At 65.1% G+C, this 15,967-nt stretch carries 19 protein-coding genes; 10 read left to right on the forward strand and 9 right to left on the reverse strand.

What is annotated here, in order from left to right; translation table 11 throughout:
- Positions 1-9 precede the first annotated feature (9 nt).
- The 3 genes from HHL08_RS10730 to HHL08_RS10740 are packed head-to-tail and all read left to right on the forward strand — an operon-like array spanning position 10 to position 3,216.
- On the forward strand, positions 10-1,323 hold the full coding sequence (locus HHL08_RS10730; protein WP_169573038.1) for a DUF58 domain-containing protein: 1,314 nt from the start codon (positions 10-12) through the stop codon (positions 1,321-1,323).
- The gene (locus tag HHL08_RS10735; protein WP_169573040.1) at positions 1,320-2,354 is read left to right on the forward strand and encodes a stage II sporulation protein M; all 1,035 of its coding nucleotides are present in this window, start codon (positions 1,320-1,322) and stop codon (positions 2,352-2,354) included. The genes HHL08_RS10730 and HHL08_RS10735 overlap by 4 nt, the downstream gene beginning before the upstream one ends.
- On the forward strand, positions 2,338-3,216 hold the full coding sequence (locus tag HHL08_RS10740) for an RDD family protein (protein ID WP_169573042.1): 879 nt from the start codon (positions 2,338-2,340) through the stop codon (positions 3,214-3,216). Before HHL08_RS10735 ends, HHL08_RS10740 begins: the two co-directional genes overlap by 17 nt.
- Here the strand turns inward: HHL08_RS10740 and pgeF are convergent.
- Positions 3,213-3,974 carry a peptidoglycan editing factor PgeF gene (gene pgeF / locus HHL08_RS10745; protein ID WP_169573044.1) on the reverse strand — a complete coding sequence of 254 codons (762 nt, stop codon included), beginning with the start codon at positions 3,972-3,974 and terminating at the stop codon, positions 3,213-3,215. The two genes, HHL08_RS10740 and pgeF, sit on opposite strands and share 4 nt — an antisense overlap.
- Before the next feature lie 173 nt (positions 3,975-4,147).
- Here pgeF and HHL08_RS10750 point away from each other — a divergent pair, with 173 nt between their 5' ends.
- Positions 4,148-5,710 carry an amino acid permease gene (locus HHL08_RS10750; RefSeq protein ID WP_169573046.1) on the forward strand — a complete coding sequence of 521 codons (1,563 nt, stop codon included), beginning with the start codon at positions 4,148-4,150 and terminating at the stop codon, positions 5,708-5,710.
- A gap of 58 nt (positions 5,711-5,768) precedes the next feature.
- On the opposite strand, the gene HHL08_RS10755 is transcribed toward HHL08_RS10750, so the two are convergent.
- Positions 5,769-7,040, reverse strand: a complete 1,272-nt coding sequence (locus tag HHL08_RS10755; protein ID WP_169573048.1) for a multidrug effflux MFS transporter — start codon at positions 7,038-7,040, stop codon at positions 5,769-5,771.
- Positions 7,041-7,265: 225 nt separating this feature from the next.
- Here HHL08_RS10755 and HHL08_RS10760 point away from each other — a divergent pair, with 225 nt between their 5' ends.
- Positions 7,266-7,562, forward strand: coding sequence for a hypothetical protein (locus tag HHL08_RS10760; RefSeq protein ID WP_169573050.1), 297 nt, complete (start codon positions 7,266-7,268; stop codon positions 7,560-7,562).
- Here HHL08_RS10760 and HHL08_RS10765 read toward each other — a convergent pair.
- Genes HHL08_RS10765 through HHL08_RS10785 form a run of 5 tightly spaced genes read right to left on the reverse strand, consistent with a single transcriptional unit; the run spans position 7,548 to position 10,805 of the window.
- A complete protein-coding gene (locus tag HHL08_RS10765) occupies positions 7,548-8,696 on the reverse strand; it encodes a GNAT family N-acetyltransferase (protein ID WP_169573052.1) in 1,149 nt (382 codons plus the stop codon). The two genes, HHL08_RS10760 and HHL08_RS10765, sit on opposite strands and share 15 nt — an antisense overlap.
- Positions 8,689-9,435 carry a glycerophosphodiester phosphodiesterase family protein gene (locus HHL08_RS10770; RefSeq protein WP_169573054.1) on the reverse strand — a complete coding sequence of 249 codons (747 nt, stop codon included), beginning with the start codon at positions 9,433-9,435 and terminating at the stop codon, positions 8,689-8,691. The genes HHL08_RS10765 and HHL08_RS10770 overlap by 8 nt, the downstream gene beginning before the upstream one ends.
- Positions 9,404-9,868 (reverse strand): RidA family protein, encoded by a 465-nt coding sequence (locus HHL08_RS10775; RefSeq protein ID WP_169573056.1) that lies wholly within the window; start codon positions 9,866-9,868, stop codon positions 9,404-9,406. Before HHL08_RS10775 ends, HHL08_RS10770 begins: the two co-directional genes overlap by 32 nt.
- On the reverse strand, positions 9,865-10,521 hold the full coding sequence (locus tag HHL08_RS10780) for an HAD family hydrolase (protein ID WP_169573058.1): 657 nt from the start codon (positions 10,519-10,521) through the stop codon (positions 9,865-9,867). The genes HHL08_RS10775 and HHL08_RS10780 overlap by 4 nt, the downstream gene beginning before the upstream one ends.
- Positions 10,518-10,805 carry a DUF3572 domain-containing protein gene (locus HHL08_RS10785; RefSeq protein ID WP_169573060.1) on the reverse strand — a complete coding sequence of 96 codons (288 nt, stop codon included), beginning with the start codon at positions 10,803-10,805 and terminating at the stop codon, positions 10,518-10,520. The genes HHL08_RS10780 and HHL08_RS10785 overlap by 4 nt, the downstream gene beginning before the upstream one ends.
- A gap of 68 nt (positions 10,806-10,873) precedes the next feature.
- On the opposite strand from HHL08_RS10785, the gene HHL08_RS10790 reads away from it, so the two are divergent.
- Together HHL08_RS10790 and HHL08_RS10795 are read left to right on the forward strand one after the other, a co-directional pair.
- Complete coding sequence (locus tag HHL08_RS10790) at positions 10,874-11,236, forward strand: response regulator (RefSeq protein ID WP_328804642.1); 363 nt, start codon at positions 10,874-10,876, stop codon at positions 11,234-11,236.
- A gap of 152 nt (positions 11,237-11,388) precedes the next feature.
- On the forward strand, positions 11,389-13,257 hold the full coding sequence (locus HHL08_RS10795) for a PhoX family protein (RefSeq protein WP_169573062.1): 1,869 nt from the start codon (positions 11,389-11,391) through the stop codon (positions 13,255-13,257).
- Positions 13,258-13,440: 183 nt separating this feature from the next.
- On the opposite strand, the gene rpmG is transcribed toward HHL08_RS10795, so the two are convergent.
- Positions 13,441-13,608, reverse strand: a complete 168-nt coding sequence (rpmG, locus tag HHL08_RS10800) for a 50S ribosomal protein L33 (protein WP_066599119.1) — start codon at positions 13,606-13,608, stop codon at positions 13,441-13,443.
- 212 nt (positions 13,609-13,820) lie between these two features.
- Here rpmG and HHL08_RS10805 point away from each other — a divergent pair, with 212 nt between their 5' ends.
- The 3 genes from HHL08_RS10805 to HHL08_RS10815 all read left to right on the forward strand — a co-directional run bounded on the left by HHL08_RS10805 (position 13,821) and on the right by HHL08_RS10815 (position 15,332).
- Positions 13,821-14,150 carry a hypothetical protein gene (locus HHL08_RS10805; RefSeq protein ID WP_169573063.1) on the forward strand — a complete coding sequence of 110 codons (330 nt, stop codon included), beginning with the start codon at positions 13,821-13,823 and terminating at the stop codon, positions 14,148-14,150.
- A 12-nt stretch (positions 14,151-14,162) separates the two neighbouring features.
- Positions 14,163-14,729 (forward strand): TMEM165/GDT1 family protein, encoded by a 567-nt coding sequence (locus tag HHL08_RS10810; protein WP_169573065.1) that lies wholly within the window; start codon positions 14,163-14,165, stop codon positions 14,727-14,729.
- Positions 14,730-14,840: 111 nt separating this feature from the next.
- A complete protein-coding gene (locus HHL08_RS10815; protein WP_169573067.1) occupies positions 14,841-15,332 on the forward strand; it encodes a Dps family protein in 492 nt (163 codons plus the stop codon).
- A 72-nt stretch (positions 15,333-15,404) separates the two neighbouring features.
- Here HHL08_RS10815 and HHL08_RS10820 read toward each other — a convergent pair whose 3' ends face one another.
- Positions 15,405-15,875: a GreA/GreB family elongation factor gene (locus HHL08_RS10820; RefSeq protein WP_169573069.1), complete on the reverse strand. Its 471-nt coding sequence runs from the start codon at positions 15,873-15,875 to the stop codon at positions 15,405-15,407.
- Positions 15,876-15,967: the final 92 nt, after the last annotated feature.

Consider the following 15,967-nt stretch of genomic DNA (forward strand, 5'->3'; position numbering starts at 1 on the left):
CAAACTCCCATGATCTATCCCACCCGCACAGCCATATGGACGGCGGCGGCCGGCGCGCCCGCGACGCTGCTCGTCGCCTTGCTGGTGCCGGGCCGCTGGTATGCCGCGCTCGCCTGGCCGATTGCGGTGCTGCTGGCGAGTCTCGCCGATGCGCTGCTGGGCAGCCGTCCGGCGCAGGCGGCGTTGCGACTCGACCTCCCCCGCACCGCCAGCGTCGGCGCGCCGGTGGAGGCGGCGGCGCATGTGACGATCGCGGGCGCCGCCCCGGCCCGCGCGCAACTGCTGCTGGAAACCGGACCGCTGCTGGAAGCAGAGGATGACGACGGCATTTGGATCGACCTCCATGCCGGCAAGGCCGCCGCCGCCATCCCGCTGCGCAGCGTCCGGCGCGGCACGGAGCGGATCGCGCGCGGCTGGCTGCGCTGGAAAGGACCGCTCGGCCTCGTCTGGAAGCAGCGCATCGTGCCGCTCGACGCGACCATCGCGATCCTGCCCGACATCCGTCCGGTGCGCGATCGCGGCGCACAGATTTTCCAGCGCCATGCCTTGCAAGGCCTGATGGCGCAGGTCGATCGCGGCGACGGCGCGGATTTCGACGCGCTGGTCGAGTTTCGCTCCGGCATGGACCGGCGCGCGATCGACTGGAAACAGTCCGCCCGCCACAGCAAATTGCACGCCAAGGAATTTCGATCCGAACGCAACAACCAGATCGTCTTCGCGATCGACGCCGGCCGTCAGATGAGCGAGCCGGTGGCGGGCCTCAGCCGCCTCGACCGCGTCGTGTCGGCCATGCTGTTGACCGCCTGGGTCGCGCTGAAGCTCGGCGACCGGGTCGCGCTCCACGCCTTCGATTCGCGCCCGCGCATCGCCAGCGGGCTGGTATCCGGCGCGGCCGCCTTCGGCGATCTCCAGCGGCTCGCCGCCCGGATCGACTATAGCGGCGATGAAACCAACTATACCCACGCCCTGACCACGCTCGCGACGCGCCTCACCCGCCGCTCGATGATCGTCCTCTTCACCGAGTTCACTGACCTCACCTCCGCCGAATTTCTCGTCCGCGCCGCTGGCCGTCTGGTCGAAACCCATCTCCTGTTGATCGTCGTGCTGCGCGACGAGGAACTGGAATCGATCCTCGACCGCCGCCCCCGCAACGCCGACGACGTCACCCGCGCCGTCACCGCCGCCGCCCTGCTGCGCGACCGGCTGATGGTGCTCACCCGGCTGCGGCATCTAGGTGTCCATGTCATTGAGGCCGAACATGATCGCGTCGCCGACCGGCTGGTCCAGGGCTATGTCGACCTCAAACGGAGGAACCTGCTATGAGCGCGCTCGTCGACGGGCGCGCCGCCGCGCCGCTGGTCAATGCCAGCCGCTTCCGCGCCGCGCATGAGGGCGAATGGGACCGACTGGACCAACTCGTCACCCGTATGGAGAAGCGTTCGGTCCGCGCCCTGTCGGAGGACGATATTCTCGCCTTGCCTTTGCTCTATCGCTCAGCCCTGTCGTCGCTCTCGGTGGCGCGCGAAACCTCGCTCGACCGGGCGCTCGTCACTTATCTCGAACAGCTTTGCACCCGCGCCTATTTCCAGCTTTACGGCGTGCCGGACACCGCGACGCGCCAGCTTGGCCGCTTCTTCGCGCGCGATTGGCCACTCAGCGTGCAGGCGCTCTGGCGCGAAACCCTGATCTGCCTCGTCCTGACGGTCGCCGGCGTCATCGCCGGCTGGTGGCTCGTCGCCACCGATCCCAGCTGGTATTACAGCATCATCCCCGACGCCATGTCGGGCGGGCGCGATCCCTCCGCCAGCGCGGAAACCCTGAGTGCGACCATCTACGGGCCGCAGGAGGGCGGTGGCCTCGCCACCTTCGCCGCCTATCTCTTCACCCATAACAGCCAGGTCGCGATCTTCGCCTTTGCCCTCGGCTTCGCCTTCACCGTGCCGACCGTCCTGCTGCTCGTCTATAATGGCCTGACTTTAGGCGCGATGCTCTGCCTGTTTGCAAGCAAGGGGCTGGGCCTCAATTTCCTCGGCTGGCTCACCATCCACGGCTCGACCGAGATGTTCGCCATCATCCTGGCTGGGGCTGCGGGCATGAAGATCGGCACGGCCGTCGCCTTCCCCGGACGCGAAGCGCGCACCGAAGCTGCCGTCATCGCCGGGCGCAGCGCCGCCATCGCGATGGCGGGCGTCGTCCTCATGCTGCTGGTCGCTGGCCTGCTCGAAGGGATCGGGCGGCAGACGGTCCAGTCGGACGCTATGCGCTACGGCATCGGTTTGTCCGCGCTGGCCGGATGGCTGACCTATTATTATTTGCCCCGTCGCCAGGAGGACCAAGATGCGCTGGCGGCGTAACCGCGTGCCAAAAGCGCCCGCCTCGCTGCGCCGCAGCTTCGTCACGCCCGAAGGCGTCGACCTGCGCCTGGAATTGGCGAGCGCGGGGACGCGGGCGTCGGCCTTCATCCTCGATATCCTCATCCTCTTCATCAGCCTGATCCTCGCCACGATCCTGCTCAGCCTGCTCGGCATCGCCAACGCCCGCGCCGAAATCTTCCTGATCCTCTGGTTGGTCGGTGCCTTCATGCTGCGCAACGGCTGGTTCATTCTGTTCGAGATGGGCGGGCGTGGCGCGACGCCGGGCAAGCGGCTGCTAGGCCTGCGCGTCGTCGCGCGCGATGGCGGGCGGCTGACCGGCGGCGCGGTGATCGCCCGCAACGCCATGCGTGAGATAGAGGTTTTCCTGCCGCTGTCCTTCCTGGGCAAACAAGCGGCGGATGGCGCCGCCGACGGTTTCCTTACCCTCTTCGCCTTGTGCTGGACCGGAATCTTCCTCTTCTTCCCGCTATTCAACCGCGACCGGCTGCGGGTGGGGGATCTGCTCGCGGGCACCTGGGTCGTGAACAATGTGCGGGCGAAACTGGGCGCGGACCTCGTCGCCGCGCGCGCGGAGCAGCCACGCCGGGTCTTCACCGACGCCGCGCTCGACCTTTACGGTATCTATGAACTCCAGACGCTGGAAAATGTGCTGCGGGCCGGGCAGGACGATGCGATCGCCACCGTTGCCGCCACGATCCGGCGCAAGGCCGGGCTACCGGACGATGGCGATGACCATGGCTTCCTCTCCGACTATTATGCCGCGCTCCGCGTCCGTCTGGAACGCGCCGTGCTGGTCGGCCGCCGCCGCGAGGACAAGCATGGGACGGCGGTGCGGCGTTAACCCGGCAGCGCGATCATCGAAATCTGCCGCCCATAATCGCGCTCGTTCCGGTGGCAGGACCGGCGATAGCTGTAGAATCGATCAGGCTGGCTATAGGTATCCTCGTCCAGCATCGCGATCCGCCCCACGCCCGCCCCTGCCAGCCGCGCCGCGACATAGGCCGCGATGTCGAACTGCTGATGCCCCGCCCGACCCGGCGTGAAGAACCGCTCATTGGCCGCGTCCTCATCGGCGAAGCGCGCTGCGAAATCGTCGCTCACCTCATAGGAGACGCGGCCGATGCACGGCCCGATGGCGCAGGCGATTCGTGCCGGATCGGCCCCCAGCGCCACCATCGCGTCGATCGTCCGGTCGGTCACACCGCCAATCGCCCCCTTCCACCCCGCGTGAGCCGCCCCCACCACGCCCGCCTCGACATCGGCGAACAGCACCGGCACGCAGTCGGCGGTCAATATTCCCAGCACCAGTCCCGGCCGGTCCGTGACCATCGCATCGGCCGGCGGGCGCGCGTCGTCCGCGATCGGCCCGGTCACCGTCACCACGTCGGGCGAATGGACCTGATGCACCGTCACCAGCGCCCCGCCGGGCAGCAGCGCGCCCAGCGCCAGATCGCGATTGCGCAGCACAGCCGCCCGCTCGTCCGCCGATCCCAGCCCGACATTCAGACCCGCATGGACCCCGCTCGACACCCCGCCGCGCCGCCCGGCAAAGCCATGGGGAACCGCTTCCAGTCCCGGCGCGCGCAGCAATTCGATCATCAGGTCAGTTCCTTGTCAGGTCCATGTCGCTCTGTGCCGCTCATGGACGCACATGTCTCACGCACGCAACATACTTGCGCATGGCGGATTAGGCGATAGTCTCCCGTCCATAGCTCAACCGGGGCGGCGTCGCGTCGTCCGAGCAGAACAAATGAGTGTAAAGGGCATCATCCATGATTTTCGGGCGCGTTAAGTCTCTCGACGCCATATTGGCGACGGCCGAGAAGAAATCGCTGCACCGGTCGCTGGGCGCGTTCCAGCTGACCATGTTGGGTATCGGCGCCGTCATCGGCACCGGCATCTTCGTCCTGACGGCGGAGGCCGCGCAAAAGGCGGGTCCGGGCATGATGCTCTCCTTCGTCATCGCCGGCTTCGTTTGCGCCGTGGCCGCGCTCTGCTACGCTGAAATGGCCGCCATGGTCCCGGTATCGGGTTCGGCCTACACCTACAGCTATGCGGTCATGGGCGAACTTATCGCCTGGATGGTCGGCTGGGCGCTGATTCTGGAATATGCGGTCGCGGCCGGCGCGGTATCGGTAGGCTGGTCCGGCTACGTCGTGGGCTTGATCGAACATACATTCCATCTCGATATTCCTGATCTCCTGACGCGCGGGCCGTTCGACGGCGGCATGGTGAACCTGCCCGCGATGCTGATTGCGGGCCTTGTCACCTGGCTGCTGGTCATCGGCACGAAGGAAAGCGCCAGCGTCAACGCGGTGCTGGTGCTGATCAAGGTCGCGGCATTGACGATGTTCATCGTCCTCGCCCTTCCGGTCATCAACATGGATAATTTCACCCCCTTCGCCCCGCTCGGCTTTTCCGGCATTTCGGCGGCCGCCGCCTCCATCTTCTTCGCCTATGTAGGCTTCGACGCCGTCTCGACCGCTGCTGAAGAAACCAAGAATCCGCAGCGCAACATGCCGATCGGCCTGATCGGCTCGCTCGGCATTTGCACCATCTTCTACATGCTGGTCGCCGCCGGCGTCATCGGCACCGTCGGCGCGCAGCCCGTTGCGGGTCCGGCCGGCGAAATTCTGGCCCCCGGTTCGACCGCCCTGTCACAGCAATGCGCCGCGCTCGCCGCGGCCGGCACCGAAGCGGTCACCTGCTCGAAGGAAGCGCTGGCCTGGACCCTGCGTGAAATCGGCTGGCCCCAGATCGGCAACCTGCTTGGCCTTGCCGCCGGCCTGGCGCTGCCTTCGGTCATCCTGATGATGATGTTCGGCCAGACCCGCATCTTCTTCGTCATGAGCCGCGACGGTCTGCTGCCGGCTGTCTTCTCGAAGGTGCATCCGACCTACCGGACGCCCTATGTCATCACCATCCTGACCGGTATCTTCGTCGCGCTCTTCGCCGCCTTCTTCCCGGTCGGTATCCTGGCGGACATCTCCAACTCCGGCACGCTGTTCGCCTTCGCCGCCGTATCGATCGCGGTAATGCAGCTGCGCAAGACCGATCCAAACCGCGCCCGCCCGTTCCGCACCCCCGCGATCATGGTGACCGCACCGATTGCGATCCTGGGTTGCCTCTACCTTTTCTGGAGCCTGGGCATTGAAACCAAGCTGATGTTCGTCGGCTGGGCGACCATCGGCCTCTTGGTCTATTTCGGCTACAGCCGCAGCCGCAGCCATGTCGGCCGCGGCGTGGTGGACGTGCCGGAGGATGATGCCGGCATCCCGCCCCAGCCGGTGCCCCCGATGCCCGGCGCGCATACGCCGGGCGGCCAGGACGCCTGATCGCGACACAAAAAAGGGGCGGGAAACCGCCCCTTTTTCCTATCCGCTTCAGCTTGCTTCAGTGGAAGTCAATCTCCGCTTCACGCATCGCGCCATGATGGGGCCGGGTGAACAGCTTGCCGCGTTCGGCCCAGATCACGATCAGGAACGATCCGATGCCGAACACCAGCAGACCGGTGGTGAAGGGCAGGGTGGTGCCGTTAAAGGCGCGGCCAACGATGCTGCCCAGGGCGCTCGACAGCGCCGTCGTCAGGAACGCCTGGAAGGAGGAGGCTACGCCGGCCCCCTTGTGGAATGGCTCCATCGAAATCGCGCTGAAATTGGACGCGGTGAAGGCGACGGTCATCATCGTCATGGCCTGCAGCACCATGAAGGTGGTCAGCGTCTCCAGGCCCGCCAGGATCACCGCCAGATGCACCGCGGCGATCAGGATGAAGGCGATCAGCGCGCTCTGGCTCATCCGCCGCGCGCCGAATCGCTGCACCAACCGGCTGTTGATCAGGCTGCCTATGCCCATGCACCCGGCGATCGCGGCAAAGGCGATAGGAAAGATATGCTCTGCCTCGAACACGTCGAAGAAGATCTGCTGGACCGACAGGATGAAGCCGATCAGGCCGCCCATCACCACGCCGCTCGCCAGCATATAGCCGATCGAACTGCGCGTGCGCATCACCACGCCCACCGTCTGCATCAGCGATCGCACCGTAATCCGCATCCGGTTGTCCGGGTGGAGCGTTTCGGGCAGGCGCACCGTCATCCAGATCAGCACCATGCTGGCCAGGATCACCAGCGCCCAGAAGATCCAGCGCCACGGCGCGATCCATAATATCGCCTGGCCGAAACTGGGCGCCATCACCGGGATCAGCATGAACACCGCGAAGATCAGCGACATCACCCGCGCCATCGCATCGCCCTTGAACCGGTCGCGCACGATGCCCACCGTGATCACCCGGCTCGCCCCGGCGAAGAATCCGGCGCAGGCCCGGCCCACCAGCATCATGGTGAAGCTCTGCGCACTGGCGCAGGCGACCGACGAGACGATGAACAGCGCCATTGCCCAGCCCAGCACCCTCTTGCGCCCATAGCGGTCCGACAGGACACCGAACAGCAAAGACCCGAAGCCCAGCCCCAGAAAATAGATGCTGATGATTAATTGCCGGTCATTGGGATGCGGGATGGCCAGGTCGCGGCCGATTTCCGGCAACGCCGGCAACATCGGGTCGATCGACAGCGCGTTCATCGCCATCAGGCAGGCGCATAGCAGCACGAATTCGCGGAACTGAATGTCCTTGCGCGCTGGGGCGGGCGAAGCAGGGGGGACTGGACTCATGCCGGGGCTATGCGGGCAATGGTCCGACGATGCCAGTCCCAATCCGCTACTGATGCCAAGAAGTTCGGCGAAGCGTTAACCCTGGTTGCGCCCCGATTACCTTATGACCGCGCCAATATGGCGAAAATCACGTTAACCATTTCTTATCGCTTCCCGGTCAAACCTGCTCTTCGTGGAAAAGGGGGTCCAGATCCATTGCGTTAGATTGGGAACAGGGGAAATCACATGGGCAACAGCATCAAGAGCGCAGAATTTCTAATGGAAGCCCGCCTTTCGCGGGCGGCTTATGGATCGGCGGAAGACTGTTTCGACCTGGGCGTGGCCTATAGCTGCGGCACCGGCGGCCTGTCGATCGATCTGGTCGAAGCCCATAAATGGTTCAACCTGGCGGCGCTGCGCGGCAGCGAGCAGGGCCAGTCGATGCGCGCCGAAATCGCCGAGGAAATGACCGCGCGCGAAATCGCCGAAGCGCAGCGCCAGGCCCGCGCCGTCATCGCCGCAAGTCAGCTACGCGCCGCCTGATCCGCTTTCCTTGCGGAACGGGGTCCGTTCGGCCAGCCACATCCGATCCTGCTGCACGCCCGCGCGTTCGGCGATCAGGAAGTCGGCAATAGCCCGGCGGAAACCCGGATTGGGGATATAATGGGCGGAAAAGGTCGGTTCGGGCGCATAGCCCCGCGCCAGCTTGTGCCCGCCCTGCGCACCTGCCTCCACCTTATGAAGCCCGCGCGCGATCGCCGCGTCGATCGCCTGATAATAGCATAGCTCGAAATGCAGGTTGGGGATGTCCTCGACGCAGCCCCAATAGCGCCCGTACAGTGTATCCGCGCCGATCAGGTTGAGCGCGCCCGCGATCGGCCGCCCGTCGCGTAGCGCCAGGATCAGCAGCACTTGTGACCCCATCGTCTCGCCCAGGATCGAAAAGAAGGTGCGGGTCAGATAGGGCTGTCCCCATTTGCGCGCGCCGGTATCCTGATAAAATTCCCAGACAATATCCCAATGCGCCTCGGTCAGGTCGCCGCCGGTCAGGTGGACGATCTCCAGCCCCTCGACCGCGCGCGCCCGTTCCTTGCGGATATTCTTGCGCTTCTCGCTCGACAGGTCGGCCAGGAAATCAGCAAAGCCGCCATAGCCGCGATTGGTCCAGTGGAACTGGCTGTCCTCCCGGATCAGCCAGCCCGCCGCCTCGAACAGCGGCACCTGTTCGGGCGCGATGAAGGTGGCGTGGGCCGACGACAGGCCGTTGCGGCCCACCAGCGTCTCGATTCCCGCAATCAGTGCGGGAGCCATATTCTCGTCGCGCAGCAGCAGGCGAGGGCCGGGAACAGGGGAGAAGGGCGCGGCGATCTGGATCTTGGGATAGTAACGCCCGCCCGCCCGCTCCCAGGCATCGGCCCAGCTATGGTCGAACACATATTCGCCTTGGCTGTGGCTTTTGCCATAAGCGGGTGCGGCTGCCGCAATGCGGCCGTCCGGCCCATCCACCACGATCGGCAAAGGCTGCCAGCCGGTCCCCTCGCCGACGCTGCCCGATCGCTCCAACGCGACCAGAAAATCCCAACTTATGAAAGGGTTAGTATTGCCGGCGCACGCATCCCATTGGTCCCGATCGAAATCCGCCACCCCCGATGCGATCCGCGCCACGACCTCAGCCATGGGAATGCTCGAAAATGATCTGATCGGCATGGCTCGACGCCCGCGCGCGATCGGCGGCGCTGCGCACGGTCCATGTCAGCACGGGCAGCCCCCTGGCGCGGGCGCGGCTGGACAGGCGGGAGGGCAGGTCGCGTATATCACAGGCCAGGAAATCGGGTTTCGACAGCCAAAGCGCAAGGGCGCGTTCGATCCCTCCGCGAATCCGCCCCTTGCCCTGCTGCGTCACGACAAGGCCGTACAGTTGTCCAACTCGTTGTTGCACGAACCAGCGTATCGCCCATGGGTTGAAGGACATGACCGCCACCGGCGCATCGGGCCATGCGGCCAGGTCGCGGGCCACCGCTGCGCAGACGGCTCGAACATGCCGCCCCTCCGCCTTGATCTCGACCAGCAACGGCACCCGACCACCGCATCGCGCCAGCAGCGCCGACAGACGCGGGATCGCCCCGCTATCGGGAAGGGTGAGGCGGTCGAGCGCCACGGCGTCCAGCGCCGCGACCGCCTCTTGCCGCCCCGCCATCCGCATCAATGTCGCATCGTGAAAGACGAAGGCGACGCCGTCGCGGCTCGCCCGGACATCGCATTCGATGCCATAGCCTACGGTGATGGCGGCATCGAACGCCGCCATCCCATTCTCGCTCACCCCGCCCCCGTGCAATCCACCGCCGTGCCATCCACGATGGGCGAAGGGGCGATCGGTCGGAAAATCAGGCCTGCGCTTTGACAAGCACGATCGCATCGATTTCGACCACCGCGCCCAGCGGCAGCACCGGCACGCCGACGGCGCTGCGCGCATGTTTGCCCGCTTCGCCGAACACTTCGACCATCAGTTCGGACGCGCCATTGGCCACCTTGGGCTGGTCGGTGAAGGTTGGCGCGCTGGCGATGAATGCGCCCAGCTTCACGATCCGCTCGACCCGGTCGAGCGATCCCAGCGCCGCCTTCATCTGGGCGATGAGGTTGAGGCCGCACACCCGCGCGGCGGCGACGCCATAGTCCAGGTCGCGGTCCTCGCCCAGCCGGCCGGTCATCAGGCCGTCGGGCGCGAGGGCGATCTGGCCGGAAATATGCAGCAGGCCGTTGGCCTCGACCGCGGCGACATAGGCGGCGACGGGGGCGGCGGCCTGGGGCAGGGTGATGCCCAGTTCGGTCAGGCGGGCTTCGATGCTCATAGGGGTGCTCCTTGGATGGTGTCTGTGTCGGTCGGCGCTGGCCCTTCCGCCAGCTTCTCCCTGATCCATTGTTCGGCCGCCGCCCAATCGTCAATCCGCGCATGGGCATGGGTGGCGTCGGCCACATGTCCGGCGATTTCCGGCTCGCCGACCATGTGCAGTCGCCATACGCCGGGGGCATGATCCGCTACCGACTTATGATGTTCGGCCAGATCGTCGATGAACAGGGCGACGCTGGGCTGGCGTTCCGCCACGATGTCGGCCAGCGGCGGCCCCTTGCCGCCCTGGTTCCAGTGGACCGGCAGGGTCAGGCCGTGGGACGCCAGTTGTTCGGCCCGCGGCTGCTGGTGCCGCTGCGTGATGTTGGTCAGCACGACGATGTCGGCGATGCGCGACAGCCGCTGGATCGTCTCGATCGCGCCGGCGATCGGCGTCTGCCGGTGCATTTCCGTCTCGAAAAAGCCCAGCAGCAATTCCCACACCAACGCCCGTTCGACCACTGCGCCGCTATCCTTGTGGCGCAGCGCTTCGCCAAAGCCGCGCTCCTGCATGTCGAAATGCACGTCATGCGTCTCGTCCAGCCAGTGGCGGAACGGCACGATCATGTGCAGCAGCACCTCGTCGCAATCGGTGATGATCAGCGGGCGGGTCATCGGCTCAATCTCTCCTGCGCCGCGATCAGCGCGGCAGGCGTGGTGTCGATCGCATCGGCGCAGGCGATCAGGTCCGGCTCATGATCGGCCAGGAAAGCCAGCACCGCGCCCAATATCGCGGGATTGTCGACCCCCGCGCGCAGCGCATCGGCATCCAGCCCGGTCAGCGAAAGCAGCCGCTCGGCCCGCCCCACGTCGCTCAGCGTCCATCCCAGCGCCATCAGCGCCAAGGTTGCTGCATCCGTGCCGCTATCCTGCTTGCCATTGTCGGTGTCGGGTCGCATGGTTGGTTCTCGGGGTGGGGGCCGCCATAAGGCGCGCTCCAAATTCATTTTCGGACCGCGGGTGACTGGTGGCAAAGCGCGTGCTCGTTGTCGAGGACAACGAACTTAATCTCAAACTTTTTTGCGACCTGCTGCGCGCGCACGGGCATGAGGTGCTGCCGTTGCGTGACGGACGCGACGTGCTGGCCCAGGCGCAGGGCTTCCTGCCCGACCTCGTCATCACCGACATCCATCTGCCCCATGTCAGCGGCCTCGACCTCATCGTCTCGCTGAAGGCGGACGACCGGCTGTCCGCCGTCCCGATCATGGCGGTCACCGCCTATGCCGGGCATGGCGACGAGGACCGGATTCGCGCCGCCGGCGCCCAAGCCTACGTCTCCAAACCGATATCCGTGCTGCGTTTCGTCGAGCAGGTGAACGCCCTGCTGTAACGCTTCCGACAGCTTCGTCACCGGGCTGTCATATGTCTTTCATGGCCGTGACTTCGTTTCGAAGTCCTGCCGTCATCCCCCTCTGCCAACCCGCTGGCCCAAGGCTGCGGCGTCCCGCTGACAGCCCTGCAACAAACCAGGGGTAGATATCCATGTCTCATCTGACCGACGAGGCGCGCGCGGCCTCTCGTGCCGCGCAGCCCACCATCGATATGGGCGCAAACAGCCTTGAAGCGATCGTCGCGGCCAATCCGGGCCGCCGCTCCGTGCTGAAGAACGGCCTGCTCGGCCTGTCGATCCTGCCTATGCTGGGCACGCTGGCCGCCTGTGGCGACGACGATGATGATTCCAGCACGCCCACCCCTACGCCGACCCCCACGCCGACCCCGGCGCCCAGCTACAGCATCAGCTTCGCGCCCGTCGCCGCCAACATGAACGACACCGTGACCGTACCCAACGGCTACACTGTCGACGTCCTGCTGAAGGCTGGCGATTCGGTCGAAGCCGGCACGCCCTATTCGGGCGGCTTCCCGACAGCGGCCGTTGCCGAAAAATGGGCAGGCGGCAACCATGACGGCATGGAATATTATGAACTGTCCGGGACCGATGCGAACGGCGGCGGCCTGCTGGCGATCAATTTCGAACTGCCCGACTTCAACATCCTGTTCGCCAACGGCCAGCCCGATCCCGTCACCGCGACGGCTGAACAGCGCGCCGTCTCCCTGTCGGCGGTGGGCGTGGGCGTCGTCGAAATCGCCAAGGGCGCCGACGGCAAGTGGGGCGTCAAGGCCGGCTCCAAATATAACAAGCGCTACACCGGCAACAGCATCTACCGCGCCAGCGGCCGCGCCGCCGGCCTGCTCTCGACCTCGATCAAGGGTACGCTGAACAATTGCTCGTCGGGCCGGACCCCCTGGGGCACTTATCTGACCTGCGAGGAATCGACCGAAAATTATCTCGATCCGTCGCAGCCGGAAGAAAATTACGGCTGGGTGGTCGAAATCGACCCTTATCAGGAACTGGACGCTGCGACCAAGCGCACCGAGCTTGGCCGTTTCGACCATGAAAACACCGCCTATATGGCTGACAGCAACAGCCGCGTCGCTTTCTACATGGGCCATGACGGTACGCCGGGCTGCATCTACAAATTCGTCTGCGACCGGGCTTTCAGCAGCAGCAACCGCGCCCAGAACCGCGACATGCTCGACCATGGCACCCTCTATGTCGCGCGCTTCAACGCGGATGGCACCGGGGAATGGCGTGCGCTGGTGCAGGGTCAGAACGGCCTTGTCGTCGGTGCGACCGATCCCGGCAATGTCAGCCAGAGCGTGACCCCGCCCGCCCCCGTAAAGGTCGACTTCAACAACCAAGCGGACGTATTGATCAACACCATCTCGGCCGCCCGCGTCGCTGGCGGCACGGTCATGGACCGTCCGGAATGGATCACGGTCGCGCCCGACAACAGCGCCGTCTTCGTGACGCTGACCAACAATAGCAGCCGCCGCGTCACCGACGCCGCCAACCCGCGCACTGTCAACCGCCACGGCCATATCATCAAGTTCAAGGAAGAGGGCAATTCGCCGCTCGCCATGAAGTTTAGCTGGGAAATCTTCCTGCTGGCGGGTGATCCGAAACTGGCCGGCTTTGGCGACAAGCTGGAAGGCAATATCAACGGCGATACCTTCTCCAGCCCCGACGGCATCCGCATCGACCCCAAGGGCCGCCTGTGGGTCCAGACCGACCACAGCGTGCCCGGCTCGTCGGGCGATTCGGCCCGCACGATCGAACAGATTTTCGGTCAGAACGCGATGTTCTACATCGACCAGGCCACCAAGAAATCGTCGCGCTTCCTGGTCGGGCCGAAGGGCTGCGAGATCACCGGCCTTGCCTACACGCCGGACCTCAAGACCTTCTTCGTGAACATCCAGCATCCCACCGGCGACTGGCCGGTGTCGGGCCAGCAGCCGCGCTCCTCGACCATCGTCGTGCGCCGCACCGACAGCCAGCCCGTCGGCAACTAGCAGGACCAAATCCCCTCCCGCTTGCGGGAGGGGTCAGGGGAGGGCCTGTCCAGGCTCTCCCCTTTTTGCTGCCTGAAGCGGTGCCAACAGAAACAGGAAAAGGCCCGCTCCCACGAAGGGACGGGCCTTTTCCTGTTTCGAAAACCGAAAGATCAAACGCGCGGGCGTGATGCCCGCCGCGGCTTACTTGATCTTGGCTTCCTTGAACTCGACATGCTTGCGCACGACCGGGTCGTACTTGCGGAAGCTGAACTTTTCGGTCTTGGTGCGCGGGTTCTTCTTCGTGACGTAGAAGAAGCCAGTGTCAGCCGTGCTGACGAGACGAATCTTGACGGTTGCCGGCTTGGCCATGGCCCTATTCCCTGGTCGTAATTGCGTAAAAAGATAGAGCGGCCCCCCGGATGTGGAGGGGAACCGCCCCGTTTCAGCGGTCGCCCTTGGGGCAGATTCGCGTTGATGTCAAGGCTGGGCATCGCATCACGCCTCGCGGTCCGCAGGCTTTACATGCCTTTAACCAATCGGGCGCATGATCGTTTGTGGGGCGATAAGACGGGGGCTTTCCCATGCGACATGATCCGATGCTGGCCATATTGGCGGACCTGATGCGCCGGGTCGATGGGCTGGCCAACCAACGCGGCCATCTATCCGTGCCGCGCCTGCATGACGAACTCGACCAGATTCGCCACATCGCCCGCGCCTTCCGCCTCGATACGGTGGAAGGGCTGGCGGGCACGCTCGAATCGGCGCTGTCGCTGCATGGCCTTGGCCCGATCGTGCTATCTTACCTCGACCTGATGCGCGATGCGATCGCACAGGATATGCCGGTGGCTGACATCGTTGCGATCATCCCTCAGGCGATGCCGTCCGCCACCATCCACGCCCTGCGCGCCTGATTCGCGCCGCCGATGGACGCCCTGCTAATCGCGTTGCTCGGCTGCCTGCTCGGCGAAATTGGCGACAAGGGCCAGTTGCTCGTCCTGGCGCTCGCCACCCGCTATAATCGTAACGGCGCGGTCATCGCCGGGATCGTCGTCGCGGCCGTCGCCAACGCCTTCATCTCCGCCTTTGCCGGTGCCTGGATCGGACCGATGCTCGGCGCGGACGCTCGGCTGCTCTTCATGGCGCTGTCCGTCCTCTTCCTGGGCGCAGGCTTGTTCTGGCCGGCCTCCGCGCCGGATCCGCTCGCCGGCTGGCCGACCGGCGCCTTCCTGACCACCGCGCTCGGCCTCTTCATCCTGGGCTTTGGCGACGGGCCGCAATTCCTGATATTGGGCATCGCCACCCGGACCGCTGATCCGATGCTGGCCGGGATCGGCGGCGCTATCGGCGTCATCGTCGCGCTGGTCCCCGTCGTGCTGCTGCGCGATCCTATTCTGGCGATGCTGCCGTTGCGGGCCATCCGCTGGACTGGCGGCGCGCTGCTGCTGCTGGCGGGCGGGATCATGGCGCTGTCAGCGACCGGTCTGCTCTGATCGATCCAGTCCATCAGGCTGATCGGATATTCCTACCGGAAAAAAATGGCACCATCTGCGCGCGCGATCATTATATATCCGAAATCATTTTCGCGAACTGGAGGATAGTGCATGACCGCGCCCGATCTGAAGACCCCGACCGACCTCAAGAGCAATGCGACCAAGTCCGTCGCCGACGCGCTCAACGGCGCACTGGCGGACAGCTATGCGCTGTATCTCAAGACCAAGAATTTCCATTGGCATGTCTCGGGCCCGCATTTCCGCGACTATCATCTGATGTTCGATGAGCAGGCGACCGAAATCCTGGGCACGACCGATTTGATTGCCGAGCGCGTGCGCAAGACCGGCAACGTGACCCTGCGCTCGATCGGCGACATTTCCCGGCACCAGACCGTCAAGGATAACGACGCCGAGTTCGTAGCCCCGGCGGACATGCTCAAGGAATTGCGCGACGATAATCTGGCGCTGGTCGAAACCTTCCGCGCGGTGAAGGCCGCCGCGACCGAGGCGGGCGACAACGCGACCGAAGGCATCGTCGATGACTGGACTGACCAGGCGGAACAGCGCGCCTGGTTCCTGTTCGAAGCGGCCCGCGGCGCCTGATTAGTCTTTGAACCCAACGCAAAAAGCCCGCCGGCGCAAACCGGCGGGCTTTTTCATGCCCAAAGAAAGGGATTAGTCCTCGCTGACGACCATGATCTGTACGATCTCGACCGCCTCGACCTTCCCGGCGAAATCCACCTTTTCGCCGACTTCCGCATCCATCATCGCGCGGGCGAGCGGGGAGGAGAAGCTGATCCGCCCCTCATGCGGATCGGCCTCGTCGTCGCCGACCAGCGCCACCGTCTTTTCCTGCCGGTTCAGTCGATATGTCACCTGTGTCCCGAACGCGACCGCATCGCCATCTGCCGCCGCCTGCAACGCCGCCGTCGCCAGCCGCGTGCGCCAGTAGCGCAGCACGCGCTTATGTTTCTTGGCCGCCTCTTCTTCCATGCCGCCGGTATCGACGCTTTCCAGTGCCTCGACCTTCTCCCGCGTCAGCCGCAGCCCCCGCGCGGTCACCCAATTGGGACCGGGCGGCAGCGGCAACTCGAACTTGGGCTCCATATGCTCGTCATCGCTCTCGCGACGAAAGGCGACGCTCATTCAAACTCTCCAAACACAAATAGGCCTGCGAAGGCAGAAGCCCGGTCCAAACGCATGAGACTGGGCTCCTGCCTTCGCAGGCCTATGTTTTT

It is taken from the genome of Sphingobium psychrophilum (assembly GCF_012927105.1).
GTDB classification, from domain to species: Bacteria; Pseudomonadota; Alphaproteobacteria; order Sphingomonadales; family Sphingomonadaceae; genus Sphingobium; species Sphingobium psychrophilum.